Source organism: Oscillospiraceae bacterium (genome assembly GCA_025757985.1).
Taxonomy (GTDB): Bacteria; Bacillota; Clostridia; order Oscillospirales; family Ruminococcaceae; genus Gemmiger.
This window is the reverse complement of record CP107210.1, coordinates 1,588,250-1,609,904: the sequence shown is the minus strand read 5'-3', so window position 1 is coordinate 1,609,904 and position 21,655 is coordinate 1,588,250. Positions and strand designations below refer to the sequence as shown.

Here is a 21,655-nt window from a genome sequence, read left to right as displayed (position 1 = left end):
AAATAATATACTTACCAATAGTATAGCGCTTTTTAGGGGATTGTGCAAGGACAGCCACAAAAAAAGCGGCTCCCGCAGGAGCCGCTCAGGGTCATTTCTTTTTCTTGTCAGCGTCAGCGCATTTGTTGTGGCAGCCTGCGCAGTTGCCGCCGCAGCCGCCCTGCCAGCCGCCGTTCTGGCAGATAAACAATATCGCCAGCGCCAGCAGCACAAAGATGATCACAACAACGATAATACTTGCCATAGGGGTCTACCTCATACTTTCTGCGGGGCGGGGTTATACCAGCCCGAACAATCCACCCACTAAGTGTACCACAAAAGCAACCACCCATGCAATAGCGCACTGCATCAGAACAACGCCGGCAGCGGCTTTGCTGCCGCCCAGCTCGCGCTTGACGGCAGCCACGGCAGCCACGCAGGGGGTGTACAGCAGAGTGAACACCAAAAACACAACGGCTGTGAACGGGGTGAACATCGTGCTCAGCGCGCCCGTATCCCCGCCAAGCAGAACGGTCAGGGTCGAGACGACGCTCTCCTTGGCGGTAAAGCCGGTGATGAGCGCCGTGCTGACGCGCCAATCACCAAAGCCGAGCGGCGCAAACACCGGCGCGATAAAGCTGCCGATGGCGGCCAGCAAGCTGGCATCGGGCGTGGCGGCCACATTCAGCCGTGCGTCAAAGGTCTGCAGGAACCAGATCAGCACCGTGGCCACAAAGATGATGGTGAAGGCCTTCTGCAGGAAGTCGCGCGCCTTCTCCCAGATCAGCTGGCCCACACTGCGCGCAGAGGGGAAACGGTAGTTGGGCAGCTCCATCACAAAGGGGACGGGCTCGCCCTTGTACTTGGTCAATTTGAGGAGTAGTGCGTACAAAATGCCGCAGACGATGCCTGTTAAGTACAGCCCGATCATCACAAGCGCGCGGTACTGCCGGGGGAAAAAGGCCGTTGTAAACAGCGCGTAGATCGGCAGCTTGGCCGAGCAGCTCATGAACGGGGTGAGCAGGATCGTCATTTTGCGGTCGCGGTCACTCGAGAGGGTGCGGGTCGCCATGATGGCGGGCACCGAGCAGCCAAAGCCGATCAGCATCGGCACAAAGCTGCGGCCCGAAAGCCCGATGCGGCGCAGCAGCTGGTCCATGACGAAGGCCACGCGCGCCATGTAGCCGGTATCCTCCAAAATCGAGAGGAAGAAGAACAGCGTGACGATGATGGGCAGAAAGCTCAGCACGCTGCCCACGCCCGCAAACACGCCGTCAATGACGAGGCTGTGCACAACAGGGTTGATGCCGTAGGCGGTCAGCGCCCGGTCGGTCAGGTCTGTCAGGGCGTCGATGCCGAGGGTCAGCAGGTCGGACAGACCGGCACCGATGACGCCGAAGGTCAGCCAGAACACCAGCGCCATGATGCCGATAAAGCAGGGCAGCGCGGTGTATTTGCCGGTCAAAACCTTGTCGATTGCTACGCTGCGTTTATGCTCGCGGCTCTCACCGGGGCGCACAACGGTCTTATCGCAAAGGCGTTCAATAAAATTGAACCGCATATCAGCCAGCGCTGCCTCGCGGTCAAGGCCGGTCTCGCTCTCCAGCTCGGCGATCGTGTGGGCAAGCAGCTCGGTCTCGTTTTTGTCAAGGTCCAGCGCTTTTTCAATCAGCGGGTCACCCTCGACCAGCTTGGTGGCTGCAAAGCGGACGGGCAGCCCGGCGCGGGCGGCGTGATCCTCGATCAGATGGTTGACGGCATGGATGCAGCGATGCACCGCGCCGCCCTTGCCGTCCCCCGCATCGCAGAAGTCGATGCGGCCGGGGGTCTCGCGGTGGCGGGCTACATGCAGCACATGCTCCACCAGCTCGTCAATCCCCTCGTTTTTTGCGGCGGAGATAGGTACGACCGGCACGCCCAGCAGCTCCTCCAGCGCGTTGACCATGATGGTGCCGCCGTTGGCGCGGACCTCGTCCATCATGTTCAGCGCCAGCACCAGCGGGATGTTCAGCTCCATCAGCTGCATCGTCAGGTAAAGGTTGCGCTCAATATTGGACGCATCTACGATGTTGATGATGGCGTCCGGGTGAGTGTTGAGCAGGAAGTCGCGGGTGACGATCTCCTCGCTTGAATAGGGGGACAGGCTGTAGATGCCGGGCAGGTCGGTGACGGTGGCCTCCTCATGCCCGCGGATCGTGCCGTCCTTGCGGTCCACCGTCACACCGGGGAAGTTGCCCACATGCTGGTTAGAGCCGGTCAGCTGGTTGAAAAGCGTAGTTTTGCCGCAGTTCTGGTTGCCGGCCAGCGCAAGGTGCAGCGGCTGCCCCTTGGCGATCTCGGCACCGGCCTTGCGGTCGTGGTAGCTGGGGGCTTTGCGCAACTCACCCACGCCGGGATGGGGTACGGGGGCGTGGCGCTCCTCACTGCGGGCAGCGCGGTCGGTCTCATGGACATTCTCGACCTCGATTTTTGCTGCATCGGCAAGGCGCAGCGTCAGCTCATAGCCGCGCAGCTCGACCTCGATGGGGTCGCCCATCGGCGCAACCTTGCGCAGTGTGACCTCGGTGCCGGGGGTCAGGCCCATATCCAGCAGATGGTGGCGCAGCTCGCCCTGCCCGCCAATGGTGCGCAGCACGGCATCCTGCCCGATTTTTAATTCCGCGAGTGTCATAATTACATCCTCTTGTTATAAAAGTTTGATGCTTCTAACTTTTGCAGATACAGTGTAGCACAACCGCGGTTGTGATGCAAGGGGGAATCCCGGCATACGCGCCCTACGGTGGACAGAGCCGGGAAATTGTGCTATACTGCCCGGGTATTATTTTATAATAAAGGAGAGAACGGCTATGACACTTACCGTCCGCAAGGCGGTGCGGGGCGATCTGCCGGCGCTGCTGGCGATCTATGAGAACGCCCGCCGTTTTATGCAGACCCACGGCAACCCGACCCAGTGGCCGGCCGGCTACCCCGGTGCCGCACGCCTGACGGCAGAGATCGACCGGGGCGTCTGCCATGTCGTGACGGGGGCGGGAGCGATACAGGCCGTGTTCTGCCTGATTTCCGGCGAGGACCCCACCTACCGCCAAATCGAGGACGGCGCCTGGCCGGAGGATGTCCCCTATGCCACGATCCACCGCCTGGCATCGGCAGGGCGGGTGGGCGGCATCGGGCGGTTCTGCATTGACTGGTGCCTGCAGCAGGGGCTGCCGCTGCGGGCCGATACCCACGCCGACAACATCTACATGCAGCGCGCGCTCACGGCAATCGGCTTTGTGCGCTGCGGCACGATCTATACCGAGGACGGCACCCCGCGGCTGGCGTACTACCACCGCCGCGCGGACTGACGCGGCACACAAAAACTGCCCTGCACGGAATGTGCAGGGCAGTGCTTTTATGGGCGGGTCATCGGCCGAAAACCGACCCCAGACCGTTGAACCAGTTGGTGATGCTCTCCACCTGACTTTGCAGGCTGCTCACGGTGTTCATCAGGGCGGGCAGCTCGGTCAGGACCTTGTTCAGCGCATCGACATCAATTTTTTTCAGCTGCTCGGTGATCTCGGGCAGATCCTGCATCATGTCGTCCAGCTGGCTCTGATCCAGCGTGTCCAGACTGGTCTGCACGGTGTCCGCCAGCGCGTTGACACGGTCACAGGCAGCCATGACATTGCTGTAGGCCACATTGATGCGCCAGCCGAAGAACGCCAGCACCACCAGAATCACCGCGACCAGAACCACGCTCAGGATCATCCGCTTGTGCTGGTTTGCAATGATGCCGCGGTTCTGCTGGTCCTGCAGCTCAAGCTGAGCCTCGATGCGGTTCAGCTGGGCCTTCAGGTCGGCGGCGTCCAGCCTGCCGTCCTGATTCTCATCATTGGCGCGGGTCAGCTCGTCCACGCGGGTGCGCAGCTGGGCGTCCATTTTTTCATTGATGCTCTCCATGAAAAGCCTCCTTTGTTCGGCATGTCAGGGATGCCGGACGGACCCGGCACCCGCAGGGAACTATGCTCTTGTGTCAGCCATCTCAAACCAGAAGGTCGAGCCCTGCCCCACAGCGCTGTTGACGCCGAACGCAAAGCCGTGCTGCTGCAAAATGGCTTTTGTGATGGACAGGCCCAGCCCCGTGCCGCTGCGGCCGGAATCCTGCCGCGCACGGTAGTACCGGTCAAAGAGGTAGGGCAGATCCTCCGGCGGGATGCCGGGGCCGTGGTCCTCGACCTCGATGCGGCAGCCGCGCTGCTGCGGAATGGCCCGCAGCACCACCACACCGTCGCTGCCGATGTGGTGGAAGGCGTTGCCCAAAAGGTTGTGCAGCACCCGCTCCATCATGGCCGGGTCGGCGCTGACAGGGCAGGCCTCATCAGCCTGCAGGTCAAGGTGCCAGTGGTTTTTGTCGCACAGGGCATCGTAGCGGCCGGCAACCTCAAAGCAAAGCTCGCTCATGTCAAAATCGACAAGGCTCGGCTTCTCGGCACCGCTCTGCACCTTGCTCAGCTCCATGACGCTGTTGACGAGCGTGGACAGGCGGTCGGTCTCGTCCACGATGATGTTGCACTGCTCGGTGCGCTTGGCATCATCATCGCCGGTCAGGTCGCGCACCGTCTCGGCATAGCCCTTTATCAGGGTCAGCGGGGTGCGCAGGTCGTGGCTGACATTGGCCAGAATGTCTTTTTCCAGCTGGGCGCTGCGCTTGACCTCGGCGGCCATGTGGTTGAAATCCTCTGCCAGACGGCCGATCTCGTCATGATGCTCGACCCGGATCGCCACATCGTAGTTGCCGGCGGCAATCTCCTGCGCACCGTTGGACAGCTTGCGGATGGGGCTGGTGAACCAGCGGCTGAACAGCACGGCCAGCAAAAGGTCCAGCACCAGCAGCACAAGCGCCACCGGGCCAAGAATCGTCCGCAGCACCTCGGCCGCCGTTGTGATCTGGGCAAGGCTTGTCGAAACGATAACGCCGTACTGCCCGTCGGCAGAAAGGCGCCCCACGCACATCTGCATGGAGCTGCCGATCCGTATGATCTGGTAGAGCGAACCCTCCTCAAACAGCTTTTGACGCAGCTGTATGGCCACCCGGGTGTCCACATTGTAGCCGAAATCCCCGCCGAACGCGCCGGTGCTTTCGTGCAGCAGGCAGGGGTACATGCTCTCATAGGCCTTGAGGCAGCGCAGCGTTGTATCGGAAAAATCGACACAGCAGCCGTCTACATTGATCCTTTTGTCCTGAAAGGTCCCGCTCACGCCGCTCCAGAACTCGTCGTTCAGGGTCAGGCCCAGATAGCTCCGGGTGGAGATGGGCTTGTCCGCCTGATCGATCATCGCTGTGATGGCGGCGGCCTTGCCGTCAAGCTTGGCACGGATCGTGCGGTTGTACTGCGGCTCCAGCGCAAAGGTGATGATGCTCCACACCAGCAGCAGGGTAAACAGCGTAATGCCGCCGATGAACAGCATCAGCTGCCCGCGGATGCTGACGGTGAAGGGATGCTTTCCCGCTTTATCGTGTTTTTTCATAAGGTGTCCGGGTCAAATTTGTACCCGATGCCCCATACGGTGACGATGTAGCTGCGGCAGTGGCCCAGATGGCCGCGCAGCATCTTGATATGGGTATCCACGGTCCGGTCCTCGCCGTAGTAGTCGTAATTCCAGACCTTTTGCAGGATCTTCTCACGGCTGAGGGCAATGCCCTTGTTGCTGACAAGAAAGACCAGCAGATCAAACTCCTTGGGGGTGAGCGGCGCCTCCTGCCCGGCGACCTTAACGCTGTGGCTGGCGGTGTCGATCGACAAATCACCGAAGGTATAGCTGCCGGCATCCTCCGCCGGCTTGGGCATTGTGCGCGCCAGCACCGCCTTGACGCGGGCTACCAGCTCCCGCGGGGAGAAGGGCTTGACCACATAATCATCGGCGCCGCTCTCCAGCCCGGCCAGCTTGTCGTATTCCTCGCTGCGGGCGGTCAGCATGATGACCGGGGTCATGATCTTGCGGGTGCGCATCTCACGCAGGCAGGTCATGCCGTCCATAAACGGCATCATGATGTCCAAAATCACAAGATCAATGCCGCCCTGGCTCAGCACGCTCAGCGCGGCGGTGCCATCGCCGGCTTCCTCACAGGTGAAGCCGGCGTACTGCAGATGCTCCCGGATGAGGTCACGGATGCGCGGCTCGTCATCCACGATCAGAATTTTAGCCATGGGATTACCCTCCTTACACTCTCTATAATACCACAATACATCGCAAGCGTGGAAGAATTGTGAAAAAAATAAAAACTTTTCTAAAAAGATGAGAACAGAAAGCCCGCCCGCAGCGCCCGTTTGTAAAACCTGCCGTCAATTTGCGAAAGCTGTTGCATTTTGCGCCCCTGCGCGGTACAATGGCAGCAGGAGCGTGATCTTGTATGAAAATTCTGCTTTGTGTTATCCTGCTGGTTGCAGCTCTTTTGCTGTTCGCCGTCTGGCCCGGCAAGCGCCGCGACGAACTGCGCCTGCCGTTCTACGGGCGCAATTACGCCCACCGCGGCCTTTTCGGCAAGGACCAGTGCCCGCCGGAGAACAGCCTGCCCGCCTTTGCCGCCGCAGCGCAGAACGGCTACGGCATCGAGCTGGATGTCCAGTTTACATCGGACCATCGGCTGGTTGTTTTTCACGATGATACGCTGGACCGCATGACGCCGGCCAAGGGCTTTGTGCATGATATGGACTGGGCGCATTTCTCCGCCCTGCCGCTGGCGGGCAGTGAGGAGCATCCGCCGCTCTTTGCCGATATGCTGCGCACGGTGGCCGAGGCCAACCCCGCCACGCCGCTGATCGTTGAGATCAAGAGCCGCAGCGAGTACAGCCAAACCTATCTGGAGGAGCTTTGCCGCGCGACCCTCGCAGAGCTCAAGACCTACCCCGGTCCCTACTGCCTTGAAAGCTTTGACCCCCGTGTGGTGGGCATTGTGCGGCGGCAGGCCCCCGAGGTGCTGCGCGGCCAGCTGGCCGACAGCTACCAAAGCTACCGCAGGATCGGCGTCAAGGCAGTCCCGGCGTTTGTCTTCTCCCACTGTCTGGGCAATGTGCTGGGGCGGCCGGATTTCATTGCCTGGTGCCCCGATGAGCGCAACTGGGCCGTGCGGCTCTGCGCGGCGCTCGGGGCCATGATGGTTATGTGGACCGCTCTGCCCGAGCATGACACCGAAAAGCTGGAAAAGGACTATGACGGCGTGATCTTCCAGTGGTATGCGCCGAAGCCGAAGTACAAGTAACCTGCCGCAGGCGCGGTGACCCCGCCCCCCGTAATACATAAACGAAGCAGCCCCCGCATACATTGCAGTGACAATGTGTGAGGGGGCTGCGCTTATGTTTATGTTTACTGTTACCAAACCGGGACTGCGGCAGGCCGGGGCGCTGGCCCTGTGTGCCGTCTGCCTGTGCGGCACCGTGGCCGCTGCCGTACATTTTACCGGGGATGCTGTCACCGCGTCCGCCGCTGCCGTGCCGGGCATCGAAACGACACAGGACATCGGCATCTACTTCAACGGCTACGGCTTTGACACCGACCTTGCCAGTGCCGCCGTAGATAAGGTGAAGATCCCCAAAAAGTGGGATGACAGCTTCGCCGCCTTCAACCAGATCGTGCAGGAGAGCGGGCTTGACCTTGCGGACTATAAGGGCAAGACTGTGGAAAAGTGGACGGTGCTGTGCCCGCAGCTTTCCACCGGGGAGCATGACACCTACTGTGTGCTGCTCGTCTACAAGGCCAAGGCAGTCGGTGCCTACCTGCTGCAAAAGCCCTCCGGCGAGGTGACGGGGCTGGTGACAGCCGCCAAGGCCAGTGCCGAGGCCGCCGCGCAGGAGGAGGATACGGTGGAGATCTCTGCAGACGCCTTCCCGCAGGATTGAATCAATCCTCCTCAAACATCCAGCGCGCGGTTGGCAGCGCATACACCGCACCGCAGAGCAGCAGCACGGCAGGGTCGCTGGTCAGGTGGGTGATCTGACTCTCCATATAGCCGTAGGCCAGCATCGTGACCAGACAGGCTACAGCCTGCCACTGACCGCGGCGGGCATAGCCGTACAGCGCCGCCATCATCAGGGCGCAGACCAACACGACCATGACCGGGCCGGTCAGGTAGAGCAGATACACAAAGATATTGTCCAGCGCGGGCCAGTCGGGAAGCATCTGGCCCGCAATTTTTATGGGAAATACACGGTAGGCCGCCCATGCCAGCGAGATCCGGCAGGTCAGCAGGTCATCAAGCTTTTTCAGCCAGGCGGGGCCGATGTCGTTTGCCCACGGGCCGATCTTTACCACAAAGAGCGGCAGGCTATAGCTTACCGCTGCCAGCAGCGGCACCAGCGCGGCGCAGCCGGCTGCCAGTGTGCGGCTGCCGGGGCGCGGGCCGCGCCGGGTATGCAGCTTTGCCGCTGCCAGCAAAGCTACAAGCAAAAAGGAGCAGAGCGCCGCCGAGCGGGACTTGGGGCCGATCATCAAAAACGCGCCGACCGCCGCCACGCCGGCCAACTCAGCCCAGGTCAGGCGGGCGCGGCGCAGCAGCACCCACGCCAGCACAAGGCCGAACACCACCCCGCCGAAGGTGTTGGGGTGACCGTAACCGAACATCAGGCGGAAGCTGCCGTCGCGCTCACTGGCGGCATCGGGGGCAATAACGCCCGCAAAGTGCAAAAGCTCCACCAGCGCCAGCGTGGGCAGGCCGCAGGCCAGCAGCGCCTTCATGCAGCGGCGCAGCGGTACATCCTTTGCGGCCAGCAGGGCAACGCAAAGCCCCAGCCACCAGATATTCTGCCCGTTGAAGTAGACCCACCGCGCCACAAAATACAGCGCACCGGCGCAGAGCAGGCTGCGCCCGCTGTACCTTGTGCCGAGCAAAATCTTGCACCCGAAGCATAGATACATCACCCAGTCCAGCACGGGGGAAACGCGGGTCTGCAGCCATGGCCAATTCTCCCGCGCCATGCTGTTGTTGAACACGACGATGAACTCATACACCATCACGCCCAGCAGGAACGCGGCGGTGCCGTACCGTTGGCGTACCGCTGCGCCGAGCGCGCAAAACAGCGGGCGTTCCTCCGCCCACCACGCGGTGGGGGAGAGCCTGCGCCGCAGAACCGGTACAAAATCAAGGCAGCCAGCCGCCAGCAAAAGCAGCAGCAGCGCATTTGCAAAACCAAACAAAAGGGACACCCCTCCTACAATGTAATCACCTCTGACCGCCAATGCCACAAAAAGCACGCAGATACACAGAATATCGCGTGCCCGTTGGGCTTGGCAGTCGGCGCACCCCGCGCGCCGTATCAGCGGCTGAAGGGGTGCGGTACTGCCTTTATTATAAACATCTGCATCGGCGTTTGACAAGCCTTTTTCAGAATGTTATTCTAATGGTGAAATGTTATGAATGGGAGGATACCCTTATGAATGCAGAGCAGTACCGCGCCGTGATCGGGTGGTTCAACGCAAGGCCCGCCGCCAAAAAGGCGCTGCGGCTCGTCAGCCGCGGGGCGGTGGGGCTGGTATATCTGCTCTACCTTGGTATGCTGGCGTGGCTGGCACTGCACCGCAGTGAACAGCTCTGGCCTGCGATCATTGTACCGGCAGCAGCGTTTCTGGTCGGCACGCTGGTGCGCCGGGTCATCGACCGCCCGCGCCCCTACACGGCGCTGGGGTTTGCGCCCCTCTTTCCGAAGGACAAGCCCGGCCAGAGTATGCCGAGCCGCCACTGCTTTTCGGCGGCGGCCATCGCCGGGGCCGCGTGGTTTGTGCTCCGCCCGCTCGGCATCGTGCTGGCCGTGCTGGGGGTGCTGATTGCGGTCTGCCGGGTCGTGACCGGCGTCCACTATATCAGCGATGTACTGGCAGGGCTGGCGTTCGGCGCAGCGTTTGCCGTGCTGGGCTGGAACGCCTTTGTGCTGGCGGCATCCGCTATGGGCTTTTACAGCATCATGCTATTATAAAAGGAATGAACTTTATGAAAAAAAGTATCGCAGCCGCCCTCTCCGTCTTGGCGGGGCTCGCCCTGACGGGGTGCAGCTTTCAGGATTTTATGCTCTACCTTTACGGCGGTGACGGCTTTGTCAAAAACGAGGAGCCGGACTATGCCAGCTGTGACGGTGACAACGGCGTGACCATCGTCTACGATCAGAACCAGTGGGAGCAGCCTGTCATGGCGCAGGCGGATACCCTCTCGCTGACGACCGGCAACCAGCTCAGCTACACGGTCGTGCTGCTGCAGATGACCGACACCTACACGGATTTTCTTGCCCAGTCGGGGCAGGAGCTGGAGGAAACGACCGGCACGGTCCGGTATGACATCGGCTTTACCATACCCGATGCCGCTGTGTCGGCGGTGCGCTATGACTGCGGCAGCTACCAGACGATCTTTGCCCAGATCGACTACGACTGCGGCGAGACGATCTATGTCACGGCCGCTGCCCGCACGCAGGATTATGAGCCGATCCTGACGCTGCTGCAGAATGTCTGGCCGACCGGCCATGCGCCGCAGTCCGCCCAGCAGGCGGATACCTCGGTCAAGGCCGTCACCGAGGAGGATGTCAGCGGCGGGCGCACCAAGAGTCTGGCATAACTCCCTCTGAAAAAAACAAGAGCGGCGCTCCCGCAGTGGGAACGCCGCTTTGCCGCCCGCAGGGCGCGTGTCAGCGGATAAAATTCGTCCGCTTGTCGTTTTCTGCAACAGGTGCCTCGATCCCGGCAGCCTTGCCGGCTTCGATGCAGCGCAGAATCCACGCCATGTTGCGGCTCAGATTGCGCATGATCTGCATACCCTCCGCATCGGCGGCTGCCTCCTCGGCCTTGCCGCCGTGGACCATCGGCCAGTAGGTCGAGCTGATGAGCGGCATCTCAAAGAACTGCGGTACCTTTTCCATGGCCTCCAGCGCCGTGGTCGTACCGGCGCGGCGGGCGCTGGTCACAACAGCGGCGGGCTTGTGGCGCAGGTATTTGCCGCCGCTGATGGCCAGCCGGTGCATAAAGCCCAGCATGCTGGCTGCCGCCGTGGCATAGTGGACCGGCGCGCCGAACACAATGCCGTCAGCCTTCCCGACCAGCGGCAGCACCTCGGCTACCGGCCCGCCAAAGATGCATTTGCCGGCCTTGCCGCAGCCGCCGCAGCCCACACAGCCGCCCACCGGGGCAGACCCGATGTGGAAGATCGTTGTCTCGATGTCGGCCTCGTTCAGTGCTTTGGCCATCTCGGCCAGCGCCGCGTTTGTGCAGCCGTCCTTGTGCGGGCTGCCGTTGATAAGTAGCACATTCATAGCAATACCTCCGTCATTTGCTCTGTATTTATAGTATAGCACACTGCGCAAGCCTGTGCAAAGAAAGGTCGTAACCATGCCCACTACCTGCCTGAACTACGATAAAAAGTGCGGCGGCTGTCCGCTGCTTGCACTGCCCTACCGGGAACAACTGAACCAAAAACAAGCCCGCCTGCAGGGGCTGCTGGGCGGGTTTGCCCCCGTCCGGGCCGTGCAGGGCATGGCCGAGCCGTACCATTACCGCAACAAGGCCATCGCCAGCTTTGCCATGCAGCACGGCAGACTGGTCTGCGGCCTGTATGCCGAGGGCACGCACAGGGTCCTGCCAAGTGCCGACTGCCTGCTGCAGGAGGAGATCCTCAACAAGACCCTTGCCGCCGTGCTGGAGGCCGCCCGCGCCTGCCGCTGGACAGCCTATGACGAGGACCGCGGCACAGGGCTGCTGCGCCATACCGTGCTGCGCAGCAGCGGGGACGGTAAGGTGCTGGTCACGCTGGTCACGCCCGGCGCAGACCTGCCCGGCAGCAAAAATTTCTGCGCCGCGCTGCGCAAAAAAGCGCCGTGGGTCGTCAGCATCGTACAGAACATCAACCCCACGCGCAGCAGCGCCGTGTTGGGCAACCGCGAGAAACCGCTTTGGGGACCCGGCTTTGTGCTGGATACGCTGTGCGGGCTGCAGTTTGCAATCTCGTCCCGCAGCTTTTATCAGGTCAACCGCACCCAGACCGAGGTGCTGTACAAAAAGGCGCTTGAGCTTGCCAAACTGACCGGACGCGAGACGGTCGTAGATGCCTACTGCGGCATCGGCACGATCGGCCTGTGCGCCGCGCCCCATGCAAAGCAGGTCATCGGTGTTGAGCGCAACCCCGCCGCTGTCAGGGACGCCGCCGCCAACGCCCGCCGCAACAAGCTGGCCAACGCCCGCTTTGTCTGCGCCGATGCCACGGAATGGATGATGGCCGCCGCTGCGGAGGGACTGCGCCCCGATGTGGTCTTTCTGGACCCGCCGCGCGCCGGCAGCACACCGGAATGCATAGCCGCCGTAAACCGGATGAAGCCCAAGCGCATCGTCTATGTCAGCTGTGACCCCGAAACACTGGCACGCGATGTGGCCGCCTTCACCCGCCTCGGCTGGCGCGCCGCCAAATTCTGCCCCGTTGACCTTTTCCCGCAGACACGGCATGTTGAGACGGTTGTCTTGCTTTCCAAGGGCGAAGTCGACTCGAAAAAGATTCGGGTTGAGTTCTCTTTGGAAGATATGGATATGTCCGAATTTCAGGATGGGGCAACCTATCCGCAGATCAAGGAGTATGTGTTGGAGCATACCGGGTTAAAGGTGTCCAACCTCTATATCTCACAGATTAAACGAAAATGTGGGATTGGGGTTGGTAAGAACTATAATCTGCCGAAGTCCGAGGATTCCAGACAGCCCCAGTGTCCGCCGGAAAAAGAGAAAGCAATCCGAGAAGCATTCAAATATTTTGGGATGATCTAACATCCCGCAAAATGGAGGTTTCTTATGGATAGATTGATTTCTTGTGAGTTTAACATGGATACCGCTTGTGTGGAACTGAAATTTTTAGATGGCAGCATGATTGCCATTGATACCATCGCCGTGGAGAATGAGGTTGCTGACAATATGTATCAACGGTCAGAACTGGATTATCTAATCTACAATGATCCGGTTGGATATGCAGACTTGATCTTGAACGGTGATCCCGAAATTTATCTAAAAACTGTAACTGAATGTAAACCCTTAGATTAAAACTCAGCCCTCTGCCTTTTCCTTGGCAGAGGGCCGTTTTTTGCTTAACAGTTATTGAGCATCCCTTAATTGCTCTACAACACTGCATTTCGCTGCATTGTCATACATCATGCAAGGAATCAGCCACCCCAGCAGAAGAAATACCGGAATTGTCAGCAGGACAGGCAGAATGGTGAATCGATACTCAAAGAACCAGAACATACTGCCCAGCATTTTTCCTGCAAGAGGTCCCACCGCCAGCGACAGAATAAAGGCCGCCGATACGGAGGACATTGCGTAAAACAATCCCTCGTAGATCAGCATGGTTTTGAGCTGCCGGTTCGTCATTCCTACAGCCTGAAGCACAGCAAATTCACGGCGGCGGGAAAGAATACTGGTCATCATGGCGTTGAAGAAATTTAAGAGTCCCACCAGCCCGATGATAGCACAGAGGATACCACCTACCAGAAGGAACATCTGCCGGAACTGAGCAAACTCAGAGCGAGCCGTGGCCTTGCTTTCATACATCAAGGGTGAAAACTCACCGGCAGTGAGCTTCGATAGATATTGCTCTGCTTCGGCCTCGTCTGCGTCGTCTGCTGTGTCGAACAGGTAGAGCATCGGAATGGCCGCACCGCCGCTGTCCCTCTGTGCGGTATCCACAGACAAAACTGTCTCATATCCAATACCACCATAACGATAACTCATGGAATACGGAAGCTCTACCAAGGCGCAGACCGTGTACTCTACATCTCTGGCTCCATACAGTTTTTCCTGAAAGTACTCCTCCGGTGTATCTTCGGTGCGGAGTTCCCCGGTGCGGCTGTCGATATATTTCACATCGTCCGCATAGGTGGCGGTGATCGTGTCTCCCACCTTGGGGTAGTATTCAGGATTGGGCAGATTACCGTAGTCATCTAAGGAAACCGCAATGGCAATAGCGTTATTGTTTGGCTCCAGCATAGGAGAAATATCTCCGTCGAACACTTGCAGCTTGTCAAACAGGCTGTTATCCAGAGCCTCGATTCTGGTATCTCCCATCACCATATCGCCCCGGTGCTCCATGCGGCTCATATGGCTGTCCAACTGCTCAGCACTTTCGTACCTTGCATAGTCCTGCCGCAGAGCATCCTCCGTCATCCAAAGATATACGGGTTTTCGCACAGCATATCCCGTGCCGGAAAGACTGGACTTTGTGTTTGCTGCGATCTCTTCGATCTGTTCCGGCGTGATGAATTCATCTGCCGGGTTGTAACGGAAATAGTCGGGCGTGCTGACGATAAAATCGGCGCAGGTCATGAAGGATACATACTTCTCCATGCTGAAGCCGCCCACAAAGGCACACAGTGCATTGAACAGCGTCACCGACAGTGCCAGAGACACCACCACCAGCACCGTCTTTTTTTTGTTTCGTCCCAGATTGGCAAAGGCCATCTGATGGAGCTTCGCTCCCCGGGTGCTGCGCTGTTTTTTCTTGGTCTGCATCGCATCTGTATATTTGGTAGCCTCCACCGGAGAAACCCTGGCTGCCATTTTCCCGGGCTTGGAGCAGGACAAAAGCACCGTCAGCAGGGCAAACAGCACGGAGCCAACAAAGATCACAGGCGAAGTGCTGATGGTGGTGATGCCTGCATCCAACTGGGTGGAGCGCAAGACAACAGGCACCAGAACAGCGCCAATGCCATAGCCCAACAGCAGCCCCGCCGGAATGCCGATCAGACAAAGCAGAAGTGCCTGCTGGCGAATGATGCGTTTGAGCTGCCGGGGCGTTGTGCCAATGGTTTTCAGAAGCCCGTAAAACCGGATATCCCCCGCAACAGAGATCTGGAAAATGTTATAGATGATAAGATACCCGGTGAAAATCACCAGCAGCAAAAAAGCTGCTATGGCGATCACAAGTTCCGGATCGAGATGCGACTCCAGCTGGGATGAGGTATATCCCCAGTTGACGCCGATCCGGACGCTGTTGGGATCGGTATAGCTGTCCCATGTGTAGCCGAGATCGGTATCCACCTGCTCCATCTGCCCTTGAATGTTTGTACTGGAAGCCATCATGACATTCAAATCGGTGCGGAAAGGCTGTAAACCTGTTTTCACTGCCTGCGCTTCGATGTCATCTGCGTAATCACGGCTGATGTTGATGTAATGAACAGGCATTAGTTCATCATAGTCCCAATAGCCCACCAGCGTAAAGGTATCTGTTACAGTAAAGGCGGTTTGATCCTTGTCCGTAATGGAATAGGAAACCGTGACCTCGGCGCCCAGCTCCGGCGTTACGCCAAGCAGCTGCAACGCTGCCGTATCCATGGCTACCTCTTTGCCGCTTTCGGGCATCCGTCCGGTAGTAGGGGTTGCATAGCTCCATTTAGTGCAGTTGGCATCCATGTAGCTGATCTCTGCAGGGGTTTTGGAAAAGACACCCTCCGCAGTGATACCGATTACCTTCCGTACCCCCGCAGCCTTCACCTTTGGGTGGGCAGCGATACGTTCCGCCTGCTCGGGGGAAACATCCTTAAAGGTACCGTGTGCATAGCCACCTACCTGCCGAAACTGGTAGGTTTCATAACTGGCGTTCAACGACAAGACAATGGTGAACATGGACGTAAATAGCAGCGTTGTCAGTGCAATGGCAAAAATAGCGATCAGATTGCGGCGACGGTTCGCATAAAGAGATTTTAAGCTGAGCTTTCGAATACATTTTCTGTTTTTGACATTCATCGTAGCCACCTCCCGTTAGTTCTGGGAGACGATCCGACCATCTTCGATACGGATAATGCGGTCTGCCATCTGCGCAATTTCTTCGTTGTGAGTGATCATTACGATTGTCTGGGCGAACTTTTGACTGGTGACTTTCAAAAGGCTCAATACATCCTGGCTGGTTTTGGAATCCAGATTGCCGGTGGGTTCATCTGCCAGAATGATAGCGGGTGCTGCCGCCAGCGCACGGGCAATGGCTACTCGCTGCTGCTGACCGCCGGAGAGCTGATTGGGCAGGGCATCCAGACGATCATCCAGCCCAAGTGTCTGTACAATTTGCTGTACGAAATCCTTATTGACCTTGCCACCGTCCAGCTCAATGGGTAGAACAATATTTTCATACACATTCAGCACCGGAACAAGATTATATGCTTGGAACACAAAGCCGATTTTCCTGCGGCGGAAGATGGTCAGCGCTTCCTCCTTCAGGGAGAAAATATCCTGTCCGTCCACCATGACCGTGCCACTTGTAGGGCGATCCAGCCCGCCCAGCATGTGCAGCAGCGTGGATTTGCCGGAGCCGGATGTGCCGACAATTGCAACAAATTCGCCCTTCTTTACACTTAAATCAACTCCATCCAACGCATGAACTGCGTTATTGCCGGAGCCATAAATCTTTTTCAGGTTTTTTGCCTGTAAAACTTCCATAAATGAGTACCTCCATAAAAAAATCTGTATGTATGAAAGGAAATGATCCTTTGATACATACAGATTATCGCATAGGAATCTTTCCACATTCTTTCCGGCGGAAAATGAAATCTAACAGTTTTGATAGAATTGTTGTTATTTCGGCAGAAATATGGAAAACGTACTTCCTTTTCCCGGAACGGAAGCAACCTTGATATAACCGCCCTCGCCGGATATGATCTGTCGGGCAAGGTATAAGCCGATGCCGATCCCTTCTTGTTTCTGCACACTATTTGAGCGGTAAAAGCGAGCAAATATCTTCGCTTGCTCATTTTCCGGGATGCCTGAACCGGTATCCGATATATCGATCCTTGCAAACATTTCATAGCTTACGGCAGAAATAGTAATGGTGCCATGCTCTGTATATTTGATGGCGTTGTCTACGATATTAGCCAGCGCTTCCGCTGTCCATTTGAAGTCGAATACAGCAAAAGCATCTGTATCCTGCAGTTGCAAAGACAATCCTTTTTCAGAAGCCTTGGCAGTATATTGTTCTACCACACTTTCAAGCAGCGGCTGCAGCGCTGCTTGCTGAGGGGAGAGTGAAATGATCCCGTTTTCCAGTCTGGAAAGCTTTACGAGAGAATCGATCAGAAATCGCAGCTTTTCCGATTGTTTGTACAGCGCCTCCACATTTGCCTTCGCCGATGCAGGCAGAGTTTCCTCCATCAAAAGCTCGCTGTATAACAGCAGATTTGCAATCGGCGTTTTCGTCTGGTGGGAAATGTCCGCAATCAAGGTTTTGATTTTGTCTTTTTCCTGAGCTATATTTTGAGAAGATGCTTCTGCTGCGGAAAGATAGTGCGCAAACTTCGTTTCCAATGCAGACAGCTGGCTTTCATCAAAATTGGTTTCAGAAAAGGAGCTGGTCATGGCAGCGTCCAGCATCCTTTCGATTTCTTCCATCGTTTTTCTGGTCTTTCTCCGCTCCCATAACACAACAGCTGCCGCCGCCAGAAAACACAGCAGTATGATCACAATGCCGGTTTTATTCATCTTTTGTCACCCAGCTATAACCGATTCCGTAGATGGTTTTAATGTATTTCTGTGCGCCAAGCTTATCCCTCAGACGCTTGATCGTAACAGACAAAGCATTTTCATCCACATATTCTGCGCCATCTGTCCAGATCCGGTCGACAAGGTCTCCACGGGTCATGGTTCGACCACGGTTTTCAACAAGCAGACGCAGTAATTTTTGTTCTGTTTTACTCAATTCCACTTTTGAATCTCCCACATAAAAGGTCATAGCCTCAAAGTCAAAGTGAAATAGATCCATATGGAACGGCGCATTTTTATGGCTTGACGCTTGCTTTCGCAGTTGGGTATTCACCCTTGCCCGCAAAACCGAAAGAGAAAAGGGCTTGGTAATGTAATCATCAGCGCCCCTCTCCAGTCCGTCTACGATGTCCAGATCGGTGTCGTTGGCAGTCAGCAGAATAACAGGAATATAGGGTGTGTTTTCCTTGACCTCCCGGAGCAGCTCGAGCCCGCTGCCATCCGGCAGATTGATATCCAGCAGGATCAGGGATACACCGCCGCAAAGAAGCTGTTCCTTCGCCGTTTTTAGGTCTTGGCAGGATATAATCTGACGGTCATCTGCTTTCAGTGCTTTACTTAAACCCTGATTCAACCCTATATCATCTTCAATAATCAATAATTGTTCCATGTATCTCACTCCCTCGTTATTCAAAGGCCACCATTATTTCCTTGGGTAATTTTTCGTTCTCACAGTTCAGAAGATAGGCGATTGCTCTGCTTGCAAATTTGTTTGTTTTCACTGTATCCCAATCGGCAAGCAAAATGACCTCTGCCTTGCCGTTCTCAAAATCTAATGATATTTCGCCCCATTCGCCGTCGCAGTCTGCCTGATATTCGTAGATTGCGGCGGCGATTTTCTTTTTTCGCTTGATCTTGGATTTCTGTTTTAGCCGGACTGCATGGATTGCGCCCTCGGCAACCAACAATTCCGTCAACTTGTCCACTGCTTTTCGGTAGGCTCGTTCTGCACCGCTGGCTGTACTGCCCTCAAACATAACCGCCAGTTCTTCAAAGGTGGGGCGTTCTTTCCATGAGCTGACACGCCCACAGGTCATGCAAATTGCTAACCGGTTTTCGAGCAAGGTCTGTTCCCGGTAATTCAGTTTCTCAAATGCCCGCTGCACCTTTTCTGCCTGTATGCCGTTCCAGAGGATATCGGTATAGTTCCAGCTATCGTCAAGGGCTACATCCTCGCCTGTTTCTTCGCCGTCCTCGTCTGTGACATAGAAAGGCTGCTGATTGCGGATTCCACGGACAACTTTCAGATATTCTTCCGCAAGGGCAAGATCGCAGTTGTATTTCTTGGAAAATTCGTTGACCGCATCCTTGGTATTGTGGTACAGCCAAGCCATTGACCGCACCATTTTGTAATTGGTCAGAGAGGACACCGACCATTTTTCTTCGCCCATGCGAAAACGGAGCATAGCATCCCGGATGAACGGGAAAATGTATGTAGCATACTCTGCACCCTTGGCAAGGTCATAGTCCATCAGCTTTTGGAGCATTTGCTCCCGGCAGGAGAGCTTTATATCTATAAATCGGTCTGTGTCGTACAGATCGCCGCCATCCACACCGAGAAAGTCTTTGATGCGCTTGTTAAGCTGCGGCTCGTAGTGGTGTAGGAAGAATGAGAAATATATCAAATTCTTTTCCTGCAAGGCAGACAGGATATATTCGTTCAGATTGCCCACCGCTGGAGGCTCCGGTTCCAGTTGGAAGATGCGCTCTGCCGCATAAGGAATGATGCCGTCACCGTGCGGATTGACTTGGTGTTTTGGTATGTATCCGGTCATATCCCATGTAAAATCATTCAGCATAGCGCACCTCCTTCCAAGAATGAATCTCAATATTTTTCGGCGTATTTCTCAACCAAATCTACTAACTCTAACCCAATTAAAGAGCTGTTCACTCGATCGCTATCTGTTTTAGATTTGCAATCCAGCATTGCCATCTGCGTAAGTTCATCATTGGGTTTCATCCCTGTTACATAAAACAAGGTATCAGATTCACGAGTTGTTTCAGCATGGCGCAACTTTTCGTCTAATACCCACATTCGAAATCTTTGTCCTCGTCCATTCATTTGCCATACATTTCGAAAGTCTAAGAACATCAAGCCCTCTAATGCTTCTGTGTAAATTATAACAGCGGTGATTTTTTTGAAAACATCAGGTGATACACCTATGCTCTGGGCAGCATTGGGATGCGTAAGAATACCATTTATCGCATTGGTTAACAAAGACCATGCTTCAAGGAAACTGTTCGAAGCAAAGTCACAATATGACCAATTTATATATAATAGATTGTACTCGTTGCTTTGTGGAACAGAAAATTTCGAAGAAGCGCTGTTAAGAAAATCTTTGAGTTTCATAACACGTGGACTTATATAGACAATCCCATTATCCTTGCAGAATGCTGGAATTTCTTTTCTACCTTCATCAGAAAGCAAAACGGTAGGTATCGCAATTTTGCATTCTTGATTCTCAATCGATGGGAACTTGGGACATTTCACCTCTATATTGATAGTAATTTTCTGAGCATCACCATTCAACGATAATTCGCCAATGAATCTCGCTTCTGGATTTTTTGACAACTTTGATTTGCCAATAGGAGGTTCATACAGGGCTTGTTTCCACCTGCTCCTGAACGTATAAAAATATAGAACAGATACTTCGGACACTGCTTCAAAAAATGTATCTTCGTTATAATTTTGTTTTCCTGCCGACAACTGATCTTTGATGAATCTTTCCATGTGGTCGCTTCCAAATACGGATTCTAAGCACGCTAATCGGCCAGATAAATTCATGCAGAAATTTGAATTAAAGGTATCGTTGTCAATAATGCCCTTAGCCTTGATTACCCCATGAAGATTAGGCTCGTTATTAAGCATTTGAGTATATCCAACAAAGGTTGTCAACCTGTTTTCTATTGCCTTTATAAGAAAATGTTCATCAGAATAATCGTCAAGCCAGCCACATTCCCAAATATTCTTCAAATAGTGGCATATTTCATAATCATTATGTATTGGAAAAGGTATATCATGTCGCATTTTTATCACCTACTCTTCATCTTTGCTTCTTTCTTCAAAGCAGCCTGATCCATTTCCTTTTCATAATCGCCCTTGGCGTAGGTGACATTGCTGAGCGCCCGGAGCATCTTGTCTTTTGCCAGCTTTTTCATAACCTCTGCAAGATCAGCGTCCAGAGTACCACGCTTCACATAGCGGTTTATGGTGTTCAGCCGTTTCTCATAAATCTGTTTCACCGGATGATCGTCCGCAAGCTCCCGTTGTTCTCGCCCTTTCAGATTGCCGATCTGCCGACAGGTGCGGCGCAGCTTGTCACCCGGTGCAAACCCACCACAGTATTTGGTGTGCCTTGCATTGGTGGTCAGAAACCACTTGCTGCAGATTTTGCATTTTTTCGGTGCATGGCCAACACACAAGCCCTCAAAGAGATCAGACCGGAACATCCCCACAAAGGATACATAGTGCATCCGCTTGACCAGCTTCGCAACTTTTTCGCCTGGACGGATGACGGATACATACTGAACAGAGTTGTTCAGGGTGGACATCCAGGCATTGCCCACCGTGATGGAAAACTCCGGCGGGAAATAATTGCCGAACATTCTGGCAAAGCCCTCTGCGGTGCGGTCAGCTTCGTTGCCGTCTGATTTTTCTGCAAAATCAAGCATGGCCGTTTGGTATTCCCCAAGGGAGTAAGCCAGATGCCCGCATACAGCGGTATAGCGTTGCAGCATAATTGCTTCGGCATAGTTCTGGATTTCTTCAAATTGCAAAGAATTGGTTGCGGCTTTTGTGGCAAACTCCACATATTTCAAGGCATTTTCGACAGTAAAAACCCTTTCTATCCGTTCTCTGTGCTTTGGCATGTCCATATAAGAGAACGGCGGGGTTTCGCTGAGAGTATCCAGCATCGCCAGAGTAGCTTCCTTTGCCATAGGACAGAGTGCAGAAGCGTCCTGTCCGGCGTTCAGCATTCCAAGCAGTAGATTAATTTTCTGGCATTGTTCATTCATTTTGGCAAGAGTATCCGCCGAAACATTCAGCGCATCACAGGCAAGAGTGCCGACAGGAAGTGTTTTCCCCTCATATATGACCGTATCCTGCCAGAAATCCAATGTCATCAATTCTTGACTCATGCTTACCCTCCTGTCCTGTTTTTTA

21 protein-coding genes are annotated in these 21,655 nt (G+C 55.5%); 7 read left to right on the top strand and 14 right to left on the bottom strand.

Features of this window, described 5'->3' with window-relative positions; all coding sequences use genetic code 11:
• Positions 1-91: 91 nt before the first annotated feature.
• The gene (locus OGM67_08035; GenBank protein ID UYJ33545.1) at positions 92-244 is read right to left on the bottom strand and encodes a FeoB-associated Cys-rich membrane protein; all 153 of its coding nucleotides are present in this window, start codon (positions 242-244) and stop codon (positions 92-94) included.
• Positions 245-277: 33 nt separating this feature from the next.
• Entirely contained in the window at positions 278-2,650 is a 2,373-nt protein-coding gene (gene feoB, locus OGM67_08030; protein UYJ33544.1) for a ferrous iron transport protein B, read from the bottom strand.
• Positions 2,651-2,825: 175 nt separating this feature from the next.
• On the opposite strand from feoB, the gene OGM67_08025 reads away from it, so the two are divergent.
• A complete protein-coding gene (locus OGM67_08025) occupies positions 2,826-3,323 on the top strand; it encodes an N-acetyltransferase (GenBank protein UYJ33543.1) in 498 nt (165 codons plus the stop codon).
• A 58-nt stretch (positions 3,324-3,381) separates the two neighbouring features.
• On the opposite strand, the gene OGM67_08020 is transcribed toward OGM67_08025, so the two are convergent.
• From OGM67_08020 to OGM67_08010, 3 genes are read right to left on the bottom strand one after another with little or no spacing between them, the layout of a single operon-like run.
• A complete protein-coding gene (locus OGM67_08020) occupies positions 3,382-3,918 on the bottom strand; it encodes a hypothetical protein (protein ID UYJ33542.1) in 537 nt (178 codons plus the stop codon).
• A 60-nt stretch (positions 3,919-3,978) separates the two neighbouring features.
• Complete coding sequence (locus OGM67_08015) at positions 3,979-5,487, bottom strand: HAMP domain-containing histidine kinase (GenBank protein UYJ33541.1); 1,509 nt, start codon at positions 5,485-5,487, stop codon at positions 3,979-3,981.
• Positions 5,484-6,167, bottom strand: coding sequence for a response regulator transcription factor (locus tag OGM67_08010; protein UYJ33540.1), 684 nt, complete (start codon positions 6,165-6,167; stop codon positions 5,484-5,486). Before OGM67_08010 ends, OGM67_08015 begins: the two co-directional genes overlap by 4 nt.
• 203 nt (positions 6,168-6,370) lie before the next feature.
• Here OGM67_08010 and OGM67_08005 point away from each other — a divergent pair, with 203 nt between their 5' ends.
• Together OGM67_08005 and OGM67_08000 are read left to right on the top strand one after the other, a co-directional pair.
• Positions 6,371-7,219 carry a glycerophosphodiester phosphodiesterase family protein gene (locus OGM67_08005; protein UYJ33539.1) on the top strand — a complete coding sequence of 283 codons (849 nt, stop codon included), beginning with the start codon at positions 6,371-6,373 and terminating at the stop codon, positions 7,217-7,219.
• Between the two features lie 94 nt (positions 7,220-7,313).
• Positions 7,314-7,856, top strand: coding sequence for a DUF4830 domain-containing protein (locus OGM67_08000; protein UYJ33538.1), 543 nt, complete (start codon positions 7,314-7,316; stop codon positions 7,854-7,856).
• A gap of 1 nt (position 7,857) precedes the next feature.
• On the opposite strand, the gene OGM67_07995 is transcribed toward OGM67_08000, so the two are convergent.
• Complete coding sequence (locus tag OGM67_07995) at positions 7,858-9,150, bottom strand: hypothetical protein (GenBank protein ID UYJ33537.1); 1,293 nt, start codon at positions 9,148-9,150, stop codon at positions 7,858-7,860.
• Between the two features lie 236 nt (positions 9,151-9,386).
• Between OGM67_07995 and OGM67_07990 the strand changes: the two genes are divergently transcribed.
• Both OGM67_07990 and OGM67_07985 read left to right on the top strand, forming a co-directional pair.
• Positions 9,387-9,926, top strand: a complete 540-nt coding sequence (locus OGM67_07990; GenBank protein UYJ33536.1) for a phosphatase PAP2 family protein — start codon at positions 9,387-9,389, stop codon at positions 9,924-9,926.
• Between the two features lie 14 nt (positions 9,927-9,940).
• A complete protein-coding gene (locus tag OGM67_07985) occupies positions 9,941-10,555 on the top strand; it encodes a hypothetical protein (protein ID UYJ33535.1) in 615 nt (204 codons plus the stop codon).
• A gap of 70 nt (positions 10,556-10,625) precedes the next feature.
• Here the strand turns inward: OGM67_07985 and OGM67_07980 are convergent, their stop codons facing one another.
• Entirely contained in the window at positions 10,626-11,246 is a 621-nt protein-coding gene (locus OGM67_07980; protein UYJ33534.1) for a flavodoxin family protein, read from the bottom strand.
• A gap of 76 nt (positions 11,247-11,322) precedes the next feature.
• Between OGM67_07980 and rlmD the strand changes: the two genes are divergently transcribed.
• Entirely contained in the window at positions 11,323-12,741 is a 1,419-nt protein-coding gene (rlmD, locus tag OGM67_07975; GenBank protein ID UYJ33533.1) for a 23S rRNA (uracil(1939)-C(5))-methyltransferase RlmD, read from the top strand.
• A gap of 24 nt (positions 12,742-12,765) precedes the next feature.
• Positions 12,766-13,011, top strand: coding sequence for a DUF6061 family protein (locus tag OGM67_07970; GenBank protein ID UYJ33532.1), 246 nt, complete (start codon positions 12,766-12,768; stop codon positions 13,009-13,011).
• Between the two features lie 51 nt (positions 13,012-13,062).
• On the opposite strand, the gene OGM67_07965 is transcribed toward OGM67_07970, so the two are convergent.
• From OGM67_07965 to OGM67_07935, 7 genes are all read right to left on the bottom strand, one after another.
• Positions 13,063-15,708 (bottom strand): ABC transporter permease, encoded by a 2,646-nt coding sequence (locus tag OGM67_07965; GenBank protein UYJ33531.1) that lies wholly within the window; start codon positions 15,706-15,708, stop codon positions 13,063-13,065.
• 15 nt (positions 15,709-15,723) lie between these two features.
• Positions 15,724-16,395 carry an ABC transporter ATP-binding protein gene (locus OGM67_07960; GenBank protein UYJ33530.1) on the bottom strand — a complete coding sequence of 224 codons (672 nt, stop codon included), beginning with the start codon at positions 16,393-16,395 and terminating at the stop codon, positions 15,724-15,726.
• A 135-nt stretch (positions 16,396-16,530) separates the two neighbouring features.
• The gene (locus OGM67_07955; protein ID UYJ33529.1) at positions 16,531-17,430 is read right to left on the bottom strand and encodes a HAMP domain-containing histidine kinase; all 900 of its coding nucleotides are present in this window, start codon (positions 17,428-17,430) and stop codon (positions 16,531-16,533) included.
• Positions 17,423-18,100, bottom strand: coding sequence for a response regulator transcription factor (locus OGM67_07950; GenBank protein ID UYJ33528.1), 678 nt, complete (start codon positions 18,098-18,100; stop codon positions 17,423-17,425). The genes OGM67_07955 and OGM67_07950 overlap by 8 nt, the downstream gene beginning before the upstream one ends.
• 16 nt (positions 18,101-18,116) lie before the next feature.
• The gene (locus OGM67_07945) at positions 18,117-19,289 is read right to left on the bottom strand and encodes a hypothetical protein (protein ID UYJ33527.1); all 1,173 of its coding nucleotides are present in this window, start codon (positions 19,287-19,289) and stop codon (positions 18,117-18,119) included.
• Between the two features lie 26 nt (positions 19,290-19,315).
• Positions 19,316-20,518 carry a hypothetical protein gene (locus tag OGM67_07940; protein UYJ33526.1) on the bottom strand — a complete coding sequence of 401 codons (1,203 nt, stop codon included), beginning with the start codon at positions 20,516-20,518 and terminating at the stop codon, positions 19,316-19,318.
• Positions 20,519-20,523: 5 nt separating this feature from the next.
• The gene (locus OGM67_07935) at positions 20,524-21,630 is read right to left on the bottom strand and encodes a DUF6076 domain-containing protein (GenBank protein UYJ33525.1); all 1,107 of its coding nucleotides are present in this window, start codon (positions 21,628-21,630) and stop codon (positions 20,524-20,526) included.
• Between the last annotated feature and the right edge of the window lie 25 nt (positions 21,631-21,655).

Bases quoted from the DNA above. Each gene is read 5' to 3' on its own strand.
- OGM67_08035 (UYJ33545.1), bottom strand. From the start codon at position 244: ATGGCAAGTATTATCGTTGTTGTGATCATCTTTGTGCTGCTGGCGCTG.
- feoB (UYJ33544.1), bottom strand. From the start codon at position 2,650: ATGACACTCGCGGAATTAAAAATCGGGCAGGATGCCGTGCTGCGCACC.
- OGM67_08025 (UYJ33543.1), top strand. From the start codon at position 2,826: ATGACACTTACCGTCCGCAAGGCGGTGCGGGGCGATCTGCCGGCGCTG.
- OGM67_08020 (UYJ33542.1), bottom strand. From the start codon at position 3,918: ATGGAGAGCATCAATGAAAAAATGGACGCCCAGCTGCGCACCCGCGTG.
- OGM67_08015 (UYJ33541.1), bottom strand. From the start codon at position 5,487: ATGAAAAAACACGATAAAGCGGGAAAGCATCCCTTCACCGTCAGCATC.
- OGM67_08010 (UYJ33540.1), bottom strand. From the start codon at position 6,167: ATGGCTAAAATTCTGATCGTGGATGACGAGCCGCGCATCCGTGACCTC.
- OGM67_08005 (UYJ33539.1), top strand. From the start codon at position 6,371: ATGAAAATTCTGCTTTGTGTTATCCTGCTGGTTGCAGCTCTTTTGCTG.
- OGM67_08000 (UYJ33538.1), top strand. From the start codon at position 7,314: ATGTTTATGTTTACTGTTACCAAACCGGGACTGCGGCAGGCCGGGGCG.
- OGM67_07990 (UYJ33536.1), top strand. From the start codon at position 9,387: ATGAATGCAGAGCAGTACCGCGCCGTGATCGGGTGGTTCAACGCAAGG.
- OGM67_07985 (UYJ33535.1), top strand. From the start codon at position 9,941: ATGAAAAAAAGTATCGCAGCCGCCCTCTCCGTCTTGGCGGGGCTCGCC.
- OGM67_07980 (UYJ33534.1), bottom strand. From the start codon at position 11,246: ATGAATGTGCTACTTATCAACGGCAGCCCGCACAAGGACGGCTGCACA.
- rlmD (UYJ33533.1), top strand. From the start codon at position 11,323: ATGCCCACTACCTGCCTGAACTACGATAAAAAGTGCGGCGGCTGTCCG.
- OGM67_07970 (UYJ33532.1), top strand. From the start codon at position 12,766: ATGGATAGATTGATTTCTTGTGAGTTTAACATGGATACCGCTTGTGTG.
- OGM67_07965 (UYJ33531.1), bottom strand. From the start codon at position 15,708: ATGAATGTCAAAAACAGAAAATGTATTCGAAAGCTCAGCTTAAAATCT.
- OGM67_07960 (UYJ33530.1), bottom strand. From the start codon at position 16,395: ATGGAAGTTTTACAGGCAAAAAACCTGAAAAAGATTTATGGCTCCGGC.
- OGM67_07955 (UYJ33529.1), bottom strand. From the start codon at position 17,430: ATGAATAAAACCGGCATTGTGATCATACTGCTGTGTTTTCTGGCGGCG.
- OGM67_07950 (UYJ33528.1), bottom strand. From the start codon at position 18,100: ATGGAACAATTATTGATTATTGAAGATGATATAGGGTTGAATCAGGGT.
- OGM67_07945 (UYJ33527.1), bottom strand. From the start codon at position 19,289: ATGCTGAATGATTTTACATGGGATATGACCGGATACATACCAAAACAC.
- OGM67_07940 (UYJ33526.1), bottom strand. From the start codon at position 20,518: ATGCGACATGATATACCTTTTCCAATACATAATGATTATGAAATATGC.
- OGM67_07935 (UYJ33525.1), bottom strand. From the start codon at position 21,630: ATGAGTCAAGAATTGATGACATTGGATTTCTGGCAGGATACGGTCATA.